The organism is Pyxidicoccus sp. MSG2, from assembly GCF_026626705.1.
GTDB lineage: Bacteria > Myxococcota > Myxococcia > Myxococcales > Myxococcaceae > Myxococcus.
Genome location: NZ_JAPNKC010000001.1, coordinates 12,130,329 through 12,145,133 on the forward strand (window position 1 = coordinate 12,130,329; position 14,805 = coordinate 12,145,133).

General features: G+C 70.4%; 6 protein-coding genes. 2 read left to right on the forward strand and 4 right to left on the reverse strand.

What is annotated here, in order from left to right; all coding sequences use genetic code 11:
• Positions 1 to 41 precede the first annotated feature (41 nt).
• The 3 genes from OV427_RS46220 to OV427_RS46230 form a co-directional block, all read right to left on the reverse strand.
• The gene (locus tag OV427_RS46220; protein WP_267862633.1) at positions 42 to 1,685 is read right to left on the reverse strand and encodes a hypothetical protein; all 1,644 of its coding nucleotides are present in this window, start codon (positions 1,683 to 1,685) and stop codon (positions 42 to 44) included.
• An 84-nt stretch (positions 1,686 to 1,769) separates the two neighbouring features.
• A complete protein-coding gene (locus OV427_RS46225; protein ID WP_267862634.1) occupies positions 1,770 to 4,349 on the reverse strand; it encodes an AAA family ATPase in 2,580 nt (859 codons plus the stop codon).
• 147 nt (positions 4,350 to 4,496) lie between these two features.
• Positions 4,497 to 6,209: a 30S ribosomal protein S1 gene (locus tag OV427_RS46230; RefSeq protein WP_267862635.1), complete on the reverse strand. Its 1,713-nt coding sequence runs from the start codon at positions 6,207 to 6,209 to the stop codon at positions 4,497 to 4,499.
• Positions 6,210 to 6,847: 638 nt separating this feature from the next.
• Here OV427_RS46230 and OV427_RS46235 point away from each other — a divergent pair.
• The gene (locus OV427_RS46235) at positions 6,848 to 7,972 is read left to right on the forward strand and encodes a sterol desaturase family protein (protein WP_267862636.1); all 1,125 of its coding nucleotides are present in this window, start codon (positions 6,848 to 6,850) and stop codon (positions 7,970 to 7,972) included.
• A gap of 195 nt (positions 7,973 to 8,167) precedes the next feature.
• Here the strand turns inward: OV427_RS46235 and OV427_RS46240 are convergent, their stop codons facing one another.
• Positions 8,168 to 8,785: a hypothetical protein gene (locus OV427_RS46240; protein WP_267862637.1), complete on the reverse strand. Its 618-nt coding sequence runs from the start codon at positions 8,783 to 8,785 to the stop codon at positions 8,168 to 8,170.
• Positions 8,786 to 9,014: 229 nt separating this feature from the next.
• On the opposite strand from OV427_RS46240, the gene OV427_RS46245 reads away from it, so the two are divergent.
• A complete protein-coding gene (locus tag OV427_RS46245) occupies positions 9,015 to 14,720 on the forward strand; it encodes a type I polyketide synthase (RefSeq protein WP_267862638.1) in 5,706 nt (1,901 codons plus the stop codon).
• Positions 14,721 to 14,805: the final 85 nt, after the last annotated feature.

Consider the following 14,805-nt stretch of genomic DNA (forward strand, 5'->3'; position numbering starts at 1 on the left):
ACTTCCTCCTTCGGGGGAATGGCACATGGGAAAAGTTCGATTCAGAAGCGGCTGACGGAGTCGCCGACGACTTCCCAGTCGGTCCACGCCTCGCTGCTCGCGGACACCTGGCGGCGCATGTGCAGCACGCCGTTGTTGCCGAGGATGAAGACGACGCCGCGCCCGTCCGCGTAGCGCCCGGCGGCCGGGTTGGACGCGGTGACGCCGCCCAGGTCCACCCAGTTGGACCACGCGCCGCTGGTGTAGAGGCGGCGGGTGTAGAGCGCGCCCGCCGTGCCCCGGACGAACACGTCTAGCGAGCCGTCGGTGTTCACCCCCACGGCCGCGTCCGAGGTGATGGGCCCACCGAGGGACAACCAGCTCCCCCAGCTTCCATTGGCCGCGGTCTGGGCGCCGTAGAACAGCTCGTCGTTGTTCAGGCCGCGCACGAAGAGGAACACGCGCCCGTCCGCGTGGCGCCGGGCCACCGTCTCCGCGTGGAGCTCCCCCGCCAGGCTGCTCCACCCGCCCCAGCTCCCGTTGGGAGCGCCCTGCGTGCGGCGCAGCACGTTGCGGCCCAGGCCCCGGCCGTACATTTCCAGCCGGCCGTCCTGCCAGGCCGCCAGCGTGGGCCGGTTGGAGATGGCGCCCCCGCCCAGCAGCGTCCAGTTGCCGAACCCGCTGTTCGCCGCCGTCTGCGAGCGGACGTAGACCTCACCGCTGTTGCCCCGTGTGGCGAACGTCAGGCGCCCATCCAGGTTGGACGCCACCGCCGGGTCCAGGTTGGTGCGGCCGCCCAGGCCACTCCAGCCGCTCCAGCCACCGGAGGCCTGGTTGATGACCCACAAATCCTTGCTCGGCCCGCGCACGAAGAGGGACAGGCGCCCGTCCTGGTTGCGCCCCACCACCGGGTTGCCCGCGAGCTGTCCGCCCAGGCTGCTCCAGCCGCTGAAGCCTCCATTCGGCACGCCCTGCGCCGAGCGGTAGATGGCTCCGTCGCGGCCCTTCATGAACACCTCCAGGCGGCCATCGGAGTTCGTCCCCACGCCCGGCGTGGGCGCGGCCTGGATGAGCAGGTTGTGGATGGGCCGGTGGAAGAACGCGAAGCCCGTGTAGACGCGGAAGTACGCGCCGTTCATCGAGGACGAGTTGTCGTAGACGTAGAACGCCCCGTCCGCGCCTCGGCCGCCGAAGATGGCGCCGTGCCACTGGTCTCCCCACGCATGGCCCTGGTGGGTGGACAGCACGTCACCGGGGACCAGCTCGTTCCAGTCGGTGATGGCCTCCCAGTCCGCGCTCGGGTAGTCCGCCACGGGCAGCCCGCCCGAGACGCCGAGCCAACGCGCGCGGTTGTACGCGTTGGGGGAGTAGTCCTCCGGGTGCGTGCCGCCGTCCGCGAGCAGCGCGTTCCACACCTGTCGGACGAAGCCGTAGCAGTCCTGGACCCCGTCGAAGATATAGGGCCGGTTCTGCGCCATGATGCCGCTGGCGCGCTCCATCACCTTGCGCTGCAGGCCCACGCCGGAGTTGCCGTACTGGCCCGACAGCCGCGAGAGATTGGACTGGAGCGCCGCCGATACGGCCTGCCGCTGCTGGCCCGCCGGCGCCGCCGCTGGAATCTCCGGTTCCACCTCGGGCCCACAGGCGGCGAGCAGCCCCGCCACCAGGGCCAGGACACACGTCTGGCTCCACATGCCGCGTCTCATGTGCTTCACCTCGTCCGGTTCGGTTGACGCGAACGAGGTACCGCGCGGTATGCGGGAATCGAAGGGTTGGCGGATTAAATCGGGTTAGAAGTCCGTCCCCGGCGCGTCGAGGTACTCGAAGCCCTCGGGCACCTTCAGGAGGTAGCCGGTGTCGTCGAACTCCACGGACAGGGGGCTGCCGGCGAGCAGCTCGCGCAGGTAGCGCACGTTGACGCGCAGCGCGTTGTCGTGGCGCAGCGGGTCATACCCGGCGGACCAGATGGCGACGGCCAGTTCCTCCTTCGTCAGCACGATGCCCGGCCGCGAAGCGAGCGCGTACAGCAGGCGGCGCAGCACCGGCCGGCGACGGAGGGACACCTGCCGGCCGCCGAGGCTCAGCACGTGGCCGCGTGCGTCCAGCAGGGCCTGGTAGCGCACCGGGGCGAGCCGCTCGAACAGGGCGGGCACCACTTCCGGGTCCACCCTGCCCTCGGCGGCGACACGTCCGGCCTCGGCCAGCGCGCGAGCGGACTCCTCGCCCCGCCCCTCCCGCCGCGCGGCCACCGCCAGCGCCAGGTGACCCAGGGCGCGATCCAGCGCGAAGTCCGGCGTGGCGGGAGGCCGGGCCTCCTCCAGCAGGACGTGCAGGCGCCTCGAGTCCCCCTGCCGCGCGGCATCCAGCGCCGCCAGGGCCCGCGCGCGAAAGGACGTGGCCCGGCCGGTGGCGGGCGGCGCTCCCGCCTCCCATTGCCCCACGAGGTCCGCCTTCCGGGCCCGCTCGACGAAGCGCAGCCCCGCCTCCATCGCCGCCCCGCGCATGCCCTGCTCGGCGTCCGCGAGCGCCTCCCGCCCTTCCCGCACCCGCCCCAGCTCCACCAGCCACCCGCCAATCCACGCCCGCGTCCACAGCGCCCACAGCACCTCGCCGCCCCGTGCGAGCGCGTCCAGCACCGCGCGCAGCTCGGCCAGGGCGCGCAGCCGCTCGCCGCGCTCGAAGTGGAGCACGGCCTTCGACGCGCGCAGGTACATGCGCATGCGCACGTCCTCGCCCCGCTTCACCGCCGCCTCGGCGACAGCCTGCATCTGCTCGGCCTCGTCGAGCTGGCCCAGGGTGGCCAGCAGCACCATGGCGAAGGCGGGCGCCAGCACCGCGCCGCGGAAGGTGGCGGGCGCCTCCTGGAAGATGGCCAGGGCCGTGCGCATCGGCTCCTCGGCCTCCTCGGGGCGCCCGTCCAGCCACAGGGTGAAGGCCGTGCAGAACCACAGGAAGCCCCGCTCGAAGCCGGGGTACTTGCTCCGGGCATACGCCAGCCGCTCGCGCGCCGTCTCCCCTCCGCCCAGGTACGTCCCCGTCAGCGCCAGCCCCAGGCCCGCGCGCAGGCGCAGGGCCGGCGGTGCCTCGCCGGGCGCGGACGAGAGCACCTCCTGCATCGCCACCGCCGCCACGTCGAGCCGCGCCGTCAGCATGGCCAGGTGCCCATAGGCGAGCTTCAGCTCGAAGCGGGGCGACACGCCCGACTCCACGAGCCCGTGCAGCTCCTCGTACGCCCGCCGCACCTCCAGCAGCCTCGCCAGCGTCCGCGAGCGGAGGATGCGGACCTCGGGGGTCCTCCGCACGGGAGGAATCGCCTCTAGCGCGCGCAGCAGCTCCGCCGTGGCCCCGTCGCGCACCCACTGCGCGGCCGTCTCCGCCAGCACGCCGCCCGCCTCTTCGTGGCGCCCCAGGGCCCGCAGGTGCCGGCACAGCTCCGCCACCCGCGCCACCGGCTCCAGCTCCGCCTCGCGCAGCAGCGACGCCAGCGCCTCGTGCAGCTCGCGCCGCTCCGCTTCCCCGAGCGCCGCGGTGACGGCCTCGCGGAACAGGTCGTGGAGCGAGCAGCCCCCGGCCCCGTCCAACGACACCACCATGCGTGTCACCAGCCGCCGCAGCACCGGGCGGCCGTCCGGCGCGGGCAGCAGCTTCAGCAGCGCGGCGGTGGGCAGCGGCACGCTCGCCAGTGCCAGCGCCCCGGCCAGCCGCCGCTCGGGCGCGGACAGCTGCGCCACGGAGCGGGCAATGGGGTCCTCCTCGGACAGGTCACCGGCGTGCCCACGGCGCAGGAGGAAGGGGTTGCCCCGGAAGCGCGCCCACGCCAGCTCGAAGCCCGTGGACGGGCCGTACAGCTCGTCCAGCGATGTCCACAACAGCCGCGCGCCCGACTCGTCCAGGCCGTCCAGCCGCAGCTCCAGCCGGTCCGGCGCATCCGGGCCCAGCACATTCAGCTCCCGGGACGTGGCCACCAGCCTCCCGGTGCGCAGCTGGCCCGCGAGCTGGTGGAAGAAGAGCGCGGGTCCTCCGGGGCCCAGCCGGTGCACATCGTCGATGAGCAGCAACGCCGACGCGGCGTCCAGCCGCTCCGCCAGTTCCGCCACGCGCTCGGCCTCGGGCGTGGACGCTGGCACCGCGTCCCGCGCGAGCTGGTGCAGCGCCCGGTCCACCACCACGCCGGCCGGCTCGTCCTCCTCCACGCGGTGGTAGATGACGGGGTGCGGCCACCGTGCCGCCAGCGCGTACGCGAGCGTGGACTTGCCCACGCCGGCCACCCCGAAGACGAGCGCGGAGCGGACGCGGTCGAGCATGGACCGGAGCCGCTCCAGCTCCGCGTCGCGCCCGAGGAACAGCGTCGGTGGTGAGGGGACACGCACGGGGGCCCAGCTTACGGGCGTAGGAGGTCCCCAAGGCAACGGCCGGCCCCGGGCCGCGTCAAGCCATGGCACGCCCAAACGGCAACGGCCGGGCCCCCTTTCGGGAACCCGGCCGTCTTGCGCCGTGTGGCGCGTGCCGCTGAACGACTACTTCTTCAGCTTGCTCGCCATCACGTCGCCGAGGCGCGCCTTGGAGCCTTCCGCCTGCTTGCGGAGGTACTCGCGGTAGTCCTCGCCCTCGCCGATCAGCGCCTTCATCGACAGCGCCACCTTCCGGTCCGGGGTGTTGATGTCGATGATCTTCACCTCGACATCCTGACCCTCGTTCACCACGTCACGCGGGTTCTCGACACGCTCCTCCTTCAGCTCGGAGACGTGGACGAGGCCCTCGATGCCCGGCTCGATCTCCACGAACGCGCCGAAGTCGGTGACCTTGGTGACCTTGCCCTTCACGCGGCTGCCCACGGGCAGGCGCTCGGACAGCGTCTCCCAGGGGTCCGGCTGGAGCTGCTTGATGCCGAGGCTGAAGCGCTCGTTCTCGACGTCGATGTTGAGCACCACCGCCTCGACCTCGTCGCCCTTCTTGAACATCTCGCCCGGGTGCTTGATGCGCACCGTCCAGGAGATGTCCGAGACGTGCACCAGGCCGTCCACGCCCTCCTCGACGCCGACGAACACGCCGAAGTCGGTGACGTTGCGGATCTGACCCTTGATGACGGAGCCGATCGGGTACTTGTCCTCGAGCAGCGTCCAGGGGTTCTGCTCGATCTGCTTCATGCCCAGCGCGATGCGCTTGGCCTTCGGATCGATGTCCAGGACGACGGCCTCCACCTCCTGGCCGACCTCCAGGATCTTGGACGGGTGCTTGAGGCGCTTGGTCCAGGACATCTCGGACACGTGCACCAGACCCTCGACGCCCTGCTCGATCTCGATGAACGCGCCGTAGTCCGTGATGCTGACGACCTTGCCCTTGACGCGCGTGCCGACCGGGTACTTCTCGTCGGCGCGGTGCCACGGGTCCTCCTGGATCTGCTTGAGGCCCAGGCTGACGCGCTCCTGCGTCGGGTCGAACTTGAGGACGACGACGCGAACCTCGTCACCCACATTGAACATCTCGCTGGGGTGACCGATGCGGCCCCAGGACATGTCCGTGATGTGGAGGAGGCCGTCGATGCCGCCGAGGTCGATGAAGGCGCCGTAGTCGGTGAGGTTCTTGACCACGCCCTTGAGGACCGCACCCTCCTTGAGGTTCTTGAGGGTCTCCTTCTTCATCTCCTCGCGCTGCTTCTCGAGGAGGACGCGGCGCGAAAGCACGATGTTGCCGCGCTTCTTGTTGAACTTGATGACCTTGAACTCGAATTCCTTCGAGATGTACTGGTCAAGGTTGCGCACGGGGCGGATGTCCACCTGGGAGCCAGGGAGGAACGCCTTCACGCCGATGTCGACGGAGAGGCCACCCTTCACGCGGCCGACGATGGTGCCCTTGACGATCTCGTCGCGCTCGCAGGCGGCGCTGATCTCGTCCCAGATGCGCATCTTGTCGGCCTTCTCCTTGGAGAGGACGACCATGCCGGTGTCGTTCTCGCGGCTCTCCAGGAGGACCTCGACGGGGTCGCCGGCCTTGACCGAGACCTCACCGCGAGGATTGGTGAACTCGGAGATCGGGACCTGTCCCTCGGACTTGTAGCCGATGTCGACAATCGCGAAGTCCTTCGTCACCTGGACCACGGTGCCCTTGACGATCTCCCCTTCCTTCAGGATCCCGTCACCACCGCGCTCCTTGAGCGAGGCCTCGAACATTGCGGCAAAGTCTTCGTCGCCGCCGTCCATCCCGACCTGCTGGTTCACGTTCTGCTGCATGAAGTTGAAGTCCTTTGAAACGGTACAGCTGCCCCCTGATGGTGGGTAATACGGAGCAGCCTGCGGGGAGCAACGGGCCGCTGCGTTCGTCCTCCTCATTGAGGACTGGAATGTGATGGAAGCCGCGCACCCTAGACACCGATAATTCCGGGAGTCAAGCGAGGGCGTGCCCCATGTGCTGATCGGTGGATGGCCCACCCCGGGCATGTCAAGCCCCGGTGCCGGTGTCCGGCCGCAGGGTCACCAGGCGGACGGACGCGAATCCCGGCCGGATGGACCCTGCACCTACTTATGAACGGCCAGCCCCCCGTGCAGCCCTCCCGCCGCGAGCGCCCCCCCGAGCGCCTCGGTGGCCCGGCCGGTGTGCGGACGTCCTCCAGGTGCCCGAATCGGCTGTAAATCCCGGGGATTGCGACATGTTCCAGCCGCCTTCGTTCAGGACTCGGGTGGAGGCCCGCGAGTCCACTGACCGGCGTATGTCATGGGGAGGTGCGCCCGGGGGGGTGAACTGTTCCCGAACGTCGGCGGCCGCGGGCTCCTCCCCTCTTTGCCTTTCTTGAGACGGCGGGCACACGCGGCCTTCTGGTGGGCGGCCAACCTGCATAAGCTCACACGTCCCCGTTGAGCCAGGAATCACCGTGTCCACCCTCATCTCTCCCGCCGTCCGCACGGACCTCGGCAAGCGCGCCGGTGTCACGGCCGGCCTGCTCGGCGTGCTGTGCATCCTCGCCGAGTTCTGCTTCCTCTTCCCGCACCTGCTGGTGACGAACGACGCCCGGGGCTTCTACGCCGACCACATCGGCGTGTTCCGCGCCATCCTCCAGGGCTCCATCATCCTCACCTTCGCGCTCGGCATGCTGAGCGTGCTCACGCTGCGCTCCAAGGCGCACGGAGGCATCGCCATGGCGCTGGCGCTGGTGGCGCTGCTGATGGGCGGCGCGGAGGCCGAGCCCCTCACCCACCAGGCGCGGGGCTTCAGCGCGGGGCTGGACTACTTCATCCTCGAGCTGCTGGTGCTGGGCCTGCTCTTCATTCCCATGGAGCGGCTGTGGGCGCAGACGGAGCAGCCCATCTTCCGGGTGGGCTGGCAGACGGACCTGAAGCACCTCTTCGTCAGCCACATGGGCGTGCAGCTCATCGCCTTCGCCACGCTGATTCCGGCGCAGATGTTCTTCACCTGGGCGGTGAAGCTGGACTTCCAGGCCGCGGTGGCCGCGCAGCCGCTGTGGCTCCAGTTCTTCGAGATCCTCTTCGTCATCGACCTCGTGAGCTACTGGATCCACCGCGCCTTCCACCACTTCCCGTGGATGTGGAAGTTCCACGCCATCCACCACTCCAGCCTGCACATGGACTGGCTGGCCAGCTCGCGCTCGCACCTGGTGGACGTGCTGGTGAACCGGACGCTGGGCTTCGTGCCCGTCTTCATCCTCGGCTTCGCCCCGCCCGCCATCTACGCGTACCTGGTCTTCGTGTCGTTCCACGCCGTGTACATCCACGCCAACGTCAACCACCGCTGGCCGGTGCTGCGCTGGGTGTTCGCCACGCCCGAGTTCCACCACTGGCACCACACGTCCGACGACGAGGGCATCGACAAGAACTTCGCCGTCTTCCTCTCCTTCATCGACTGGATGTTCGGCACCGCCTGGCTGCCGGCCCACATGCCGAAGAACTACGGCACCACGAAGTTCCAGCCGCCGGAGACGTACCTGGGCCAGCTCGCCTACCCCTTCCAGAAGCACGAAGAGGAGACGCCGTACGGGTAGTACGGGTCGCTCGCACACAACCCGGATGTTTCACGGTTGAGACATTGAGCAGGGCTGAGCAACGCTTGTAGCCGCTGACGCCACAATCTCTGTCGCGGTGTTGCTCCGGAAGCAACAGCCACCCGGCCGTGCCAGGAAATCAGAAAGCAAGACCGGCCGGCGGGAGTTGCTGATCCGCCGGCCGGGCCCTTCGCCTCAGAAGCTGCCGAACTTGAAGAACAGCGTGCCGGCGAAGTTGCTGAGATCACTGCTCTTCAGCCCCTCCAGGTCCACGCCGCCCAGATAGCGGTAGCTGATCCCCGCGCCCACCCGGAAGAAGCTCAGGACGTTGACCTCGGTCGTCACCGTGGGCTCCACGGCGAAGAGGGCGTCGAACCCCAGGGTCTCCTCTCCGGGGAACTCCCCATGGCGTCGTCCCAGCCACCCTCCTCCGAGGAGAACGCCCACCGTGGAGTGCAGCACGCGGTGAGGCGTGAAGACGTACTCCAGCCACAATCCGCCATAGCCCAGGCGAAGATCGTAGCGCTCGCCCGTTCTGAGTGGGTACGCAGATTGCGTGGGGATCAGGCCATTGACCGCACCCCCCACGCCGAAGCGCCCATCGAGGAGCCATGCGCCGCGCCCACCCACGAGCAGCACGTTCGAGCCCAACATCCGTGAGTACGTCGCCGAAGGACCGCCGTATCCCCCGTGCTCAAAGTCGCCCCCCAGCAGCGTCTGCTGCTCGGGACGTGACCCGGGCGATCCATCACTGGCAGTTGGCACTGTCTCTGCATTGGCTGCGCTTCCAGCCAGCAGCAGCGCGGTCATCATCCCGTAGGAACCTACAACTCGATGTTTCATGACTGCCCCCTCTGTGAGCCAACTGAACACCGGGCGATTTCGAATCTGTCACCCGGAAATTACGAAAAGCAGTATTGACCTACTGTAAAGTTCTATTGTACTAAACATTTTTTGCGGGTTTAGAGCTGTCTATTAGGGGACCCGCAAAGCGACCTGTCAATCATTGGGGAAGGTCGCGATACACAGAGGGGGAATCACCATGGACGGGAGCACCGTCGAGAGCGGTATTGGTCTGTCTTCAGCTCAGAACCAGCAATCCCTGCTGGAGCCCATCGCAATCATTGGCATGGGCTGCCGGTTTCCTGGGGCGAGCCGGCCCGAGGCCTTCTGGAAGATGCTGACGGGCGGCGTGGATGCCGTCGGTGAGATTCCGAAGGACCGCTGGGACATCTCCACGTTCTACGACGCGTCACCCGACCGGCCGGGGAAGGCGACCACGAAGTGGGGGGGCTTCGTGAATCAGCCGCTGGGGGCGTTCGACGCCCTCTTCTTCGGAATGTCGCCGCGCGAGGCCGCCTACCTGGACCCGATGCAGCGGTGGCTGCTGGAGGTGGCGTGGGAGGCGATGGAGGACGCGGGCTTCAAGCCTGAGTCGCTGGCGGGCAGCAAGACGGGCGTCTTCGTGGGCGCCTTCACGGTGGACGCCTCCATCTTCCAGCTCCAGCCGAGCAACGCGGAGCTCCTCGGGCCCCACAGCGGCACGGGCACGGCGATGACCATGGTGTCCAACCGCCTGTCCTACTGGTTCGACCTTCGCGGGCCCAGCGTGTCGCTGGACACGGCGTGCTCGTCCTCGCTCGTGGCGGTGCACCTGGCCTGCCAGAGCCTCTGGAGCGGCGAGTCCACGCTGGCGCTGGCGGGAGGCGCCTCCGCCATCTTCCAGCCCGGCTACACCGTGTCCGAGTCCAAGGCGGGCATGCTGTCGCCGGACGGGCGCTGCAAGACGTTCGACTCGCGCGCCAACGGCTACGTGCGCGGTGAGGGCGCGGGCCTCGTGGTCCTCAAGCCCCTGTCGAAGGCGATCGCGGACGGCGACTCCATCTACGCCGTCATCCGCGGCACGGCGGCCAACCAGGACGGCCGCACCAACGGCATCACCGTCCCCAACGGGGAGGCCCAGAAGGCGGTGGCCCGCGAGGCGCTGAGGCGCTCCGGCCTGTCGCCGCACCAGGTGCGCTACATCGAGGCGCACGGCACCGGCACGCCGGTGGGCGACCCGATTGAAGCGCGCGCGCTGGGCGAGGTGTTCGGCCAGGGGCGTGGCGAGGGCGAGCGCTGCGTGGTGGGCTCGGTGAAGACGAACATCGGCCACCTCGAGGCGGCGGCGGGCATCGCCGGGCTCATCAAGGCGGCGCTGTGCCTCAAGCACGGGCAGATTCCGCCGCACCTGCACCTGCAGCGCACCAACCCCAACATCGACTTCGACGGGCTGAAGCTGCGCGTCCCCCGCGCGCTGGAGCCCATGCCCCAGGGCGAGGGGCCGGCGGTGGTGGCGGTGAACTCCTTCGGCTTCGGCGGCACCAACGCGCACGCGGTGCTCTCCGAGGCGCCGCCGGCGCAGCAGGCCGCGGCGGACACGGTGGCCCCGGTGCAGCCGGGGCCGTCCCTGATGACGCTCTCCGCGCGCAGCCCGGAGTCGCTGCGCCAGATGGCCTCGCGGTGGAAGGAGCTGGCCCAGGCGAACGCGCACGACGGCGCGCCCGCGCTGCGTGAGCTCGCGGGCGCGGCGGCCGCGCGCCGCCAGCACCACCCGCACCGGCTGGCGCTGGTGTCGGGCTCCTACCGCGAGCTGGCGGACACGCTGGGCGGGTGGCTGGAGGGCGCGGAGCGGGCGGGCCTGTCCTCGGGGCAGGCGTCGTCGAAGGCGCGCGGGGAGCTGGCCTTCGTCTACACGGGCATGGGCCCGCAGTGGTGGGGCATGGGCCGGGCGCTCCTGGCCGCGGAGCCGGTGTTCCGGCAGGCGGTGGAGCGCTGCGACGCCATCCTGGGCCAGTGGACGGATTGGTCGCTGATGAAGGAGCTGACGGCGGACGAGTCCGTCTCGAAGATGACGGAGACGCGCATCTCCCAGCCGGCCAACTTCGCGGTGCAGGTGGGGCTCACGGAGCTCTTGCGCTCCTGGGGCATCAACCCGTCGGCCATCGTCGGCCACAGCACGGGCGAGGCGGCGTCCTTCTGGGCCTCGGGCGTGCTCACGCTGGAGCAGGGCTGCAACGTTGTCTACCACCGCAGCCGGCTGCAGCACCTGACGGCCGGCCAGGGCAAGCTGGTGGCGGTCGGCATCCCCTACGAGGAGGCCGTGACGCTCATCGACGGCTGCGTGGGGGTGTCCATCGCCGCGGTGAACAGCCCCAGCTCGGTGACGCTGGCGGGCGACCCGGCGGTGCTGGAGAAGCTGGTGGCCCCGCTGTCCACGCGCGGCGTCTTCGCGAAGTTCCTCAAGGTGGACGTGCCGTTCCACAGCCACTACATGGACCCGCTGCGCGACGAGCTGCTGTCGTCGCTGGCGGACCTGCGCCCGGTGCGCGCGAAGGTGCCGCTCTGGTGCACCGTGACGGGCCAGCGCGCCGCCGGCCCGGAGCTGGACGCGCATTACTGGTGGCTCAACGTGAGAGACCCGGTGCGCTTCGCGCTGGCCGCGCAGAACATGATGGCGGACGGCTACCGCACCTTCCTGGAGATCGGCCCGCACCCGGTGCTCGGTGGCTCCATCACCGAGTGCGCCCAGCAGCGCAACTCGCCCGTGCGCACCCTGCCCACGCTCAAGCGCGGTGGGGATGACGTGCAGGGGATGCTGGGCACGGCCGGCGCGCTGTACACGCTGGGCGTGCAGCCGGACTGGGAGGGGATGTTCCCGGGCGCGGCGAAGCGCCCTACCCGGCTGCCCGCGTACGCATGGGACCGGCAGATCTACTGGCACGAGGCCGCGGAGTCCCGCGCCCAGCGCCTGGAGCCCATCACCCACCCGCTGCTGGGCAAGCGCCAGGTGGCCCCGGTGCCGACGTGGAAGGGCCAGGTGATGCGCAACGGGCCGACGTGGCTGGAGGACCATGCCATCCAGGGCGCGGTGGTGTTCCCCGGCGCGGGCTACCTGGAGATGGGGCTGGCGGCGCTGCGTGAGGCCACGGGGCGCGCGAGCGGCCCGGTGGAGCTGCACGACATCCGCTTCCGCAACGCCCTCTTCCTGCGCGAGCCCACGACGCTGCAGACCGTGCTGGACACGGACGAGCCGCGCTTCACCGTCTACAGCCGCGCCAGCGCGGCGGACCCGAACTGGCAGCCGCACACCGAGGGCCGCTTCCGCGCCATCACCGCCCAGCCCACCGCGCCCGGGAAGCTGGCGGCGGTCCGCGCGTCCTTCGCGGGCGCCCCGGAGTCCGGCACCGCGGAGTGCTACGAGCGGCTGCGCGCCCAGCACTTCGAGTACGGCCCGCGCTTCCAGGGCATCCAGAAGCTGTCCACGCGGGGCGACGAGACGCTCGCCCTGGTGGAGCTGAAGGACACGGCGGACCTGGCCGGCCTCGAGCTGCCCCCGCCCCTGCTGGACGTCTGCTTCCAGGTGCTCATCGCCGGCTCGCTGGCGTCGGGCGCGAAGGAGGCCTCGCTCCCCGTTGGGATTGATCGGCTCTCCCTCTTCGGGCCGCTGACCGGACGGGTCTGGGTGCACGGCCGGGTGCGCAACACCAGCCGGCGGGCGATGACGGGCTCGCTGGACGTGTACGCGGAGGACGGGCGGCTGCTGGTCGCGCTGGAGGGCATCCGCGTGCAGTCGCTGGAGGCCTCGGCCCGCTCGCACGCGACGCCGGAGATGTTCTACGAGATGACCTGGCACCCGCTGGAGAACGCCCCGGCCGCAGAGCCGGCGCGAGCCCCGGGGGCGTGGCTGGTGTTCGAGGACGGCCAGGGCCTGGGGGACAGGCTGGCCACGACGCTCGAGGCGGCGGGCGGCACCGTGGTGCGCGTGCGGCCTGCAACGGCCTACCGTGCGTCGCGGGACGGGCTGCGCTTCGAGCTGAACCCGGACAAGCGCAAGCACTTCGACCGGCTGCTGGACGACGTGGGCAGCCGCCTGCGGCCGGACGGCGTGCTGCACCTGTGGGGCCTGGATGCACAGGCCACGCGCGAGCTGACCACGGACGGGCTGATGGAGGCCCAGGGCCCCGGCCTGGTGGCGTTGATGCACCTGACGCAGGCGCTGCAGGCGGCGGCCTGGCCGAAGCCCCCGCGCCTGTGGGTGCTCACCCGGGGCGCGAAGCACGTGCCGGGTGACGTGCGCCCGCTGGAGGTCGCCCAGAGCCCGCTCTGGGGCTTCGCCAGCGCCCTCTTCCAGCAGGAGTTCCCGGAGCTGGCCGGCGGCGCGGTGGACCTGGACCCGTCCGCGCCCGTTGCGGAGGTGGAGCGGCTCCTCTCGCTGCTCCAGCGCCCGTCCACCGACTCCCTGGTGGCCATGCGCGGCGAGCAGCTCTGGGGCGAGCGGATGGTGCCGGCGCCGAAGGTGGCCTCGGGCTCGCTGCCGGCGCAGCTGCGTCCGGACGCCACGTACCTCATCACCGGTGGTCGTGGCGGCCTGGGGCTGGTGTTCGCCCACTGGCTGGTGAAGCGCGGGGCGCGCCGGCTGGTGCTGGCGGGCCGCACGGCGCTGCCCGACCGGCGCAGGTGGCACATGCTGGATGCGACGTCGTCCATCGGCCGGCAGGTGGCCGCGGTGCGCGAGCTGGAGGCACTGGGCGCGAGCATCCACCCGGTGGCGCTGGACGTCACCGACGAGAAGCGCATGAAGGAGTTCGTCGAGAACTTCCGCCGTGAGGGCTGGCCGTCCATCCGGGGCGTCATCCACGCGGCGGGCGTCGTCCAGCCCCGGCGCTTCGCGGACCTGGAGTCCTCCCAGCTCCGCGACACGCTGGCACCGAAGCTGGCCGGCGGGTGGAACCTGCACAAGCTGCTGGCGGAGGAGACGCTGGACTTCTTCATCCTCTGCTCGTCCGTCAACGCGCTCGGCTTCTCCATGGGCGTGGCGGACTACGCCGCCAGCAACTCCTTCCTGGACAGCCTGGCGCACTCCCGGCGCAACCAGGGGCTGCACGCGCTCTCCGTCAACTGGAGCGCCTGGGACGAGGTGGGCATGGCCAGCGAGGAGCAGGTGGCCCACGACTTCGAGCGGCGCGGCATCATCCCCATCCGCCCGGCCCAGGGCGTGGAGGCGCTGGAGCGCAGCCTGGAGCACGACCTCCATCAGGTCGTCGTGCTGGCGGCGGACTGGCAGCGCATCCTTCGCACCGGCTACCCGACGACGCAGCCACCGGCCATGGTTCTTCCCATCGTCGAGCAGCTCGCGGCGAGCACTCCGGCCCAGGAGGGCGAGGGACAGCAGGACGACGTGCGCGCGAAGCTCGCGGAGGCCGCGGACGACAAGTCCCGCCGGCAGGTGCTGGAGGACTTCCTGGCGGACGTGGTGGCTCGCACGCTGCGGCTGTCGAAGGAGCAGGTGGACCGGCAGCAGTTCCTCCAGGGACTGGGGCTGGACTCCATCGTCGCGGTGGAGCTGCGGCTCCAGGTGGTGAATGGCCTGGGCGTGGGCCCCACCCTCATCGAGCTGCTGCAAGGCGCGAGCGTCACGTCGCTCGCGGTCCTGCTGCTCTCGCGGCTGCAACCCGCCGCCGGAGCCACGGCCACTCCCGAGCCGGCCAAGGTGGTCCAGGCCCGGGTGGAGCCCGTGAAGGTCCAGCCCGTCGCCGCGATCGTCCGGGAGCTGCCGCCCGCGCCGCAGCCAGTCGCGGAGGTCGGTGACCTGGCGGCCACCCTGAAGGACCTGTCCCAGGAGGAGCAGGAAGCGCTCCTCCTCGCGGTGGAGCGGGAACTCGCGCAGCAGGCGGAGCATGCCGGCGTCGAGCGTGTGACCCACTAGCCGGGCCTTCCTGTCCCAATCCAGCAAGTCATCCACACATCGGGGGGGCCCCCTTGGGCCCCTGCCTTGTCTGTTCTTTTTTCCA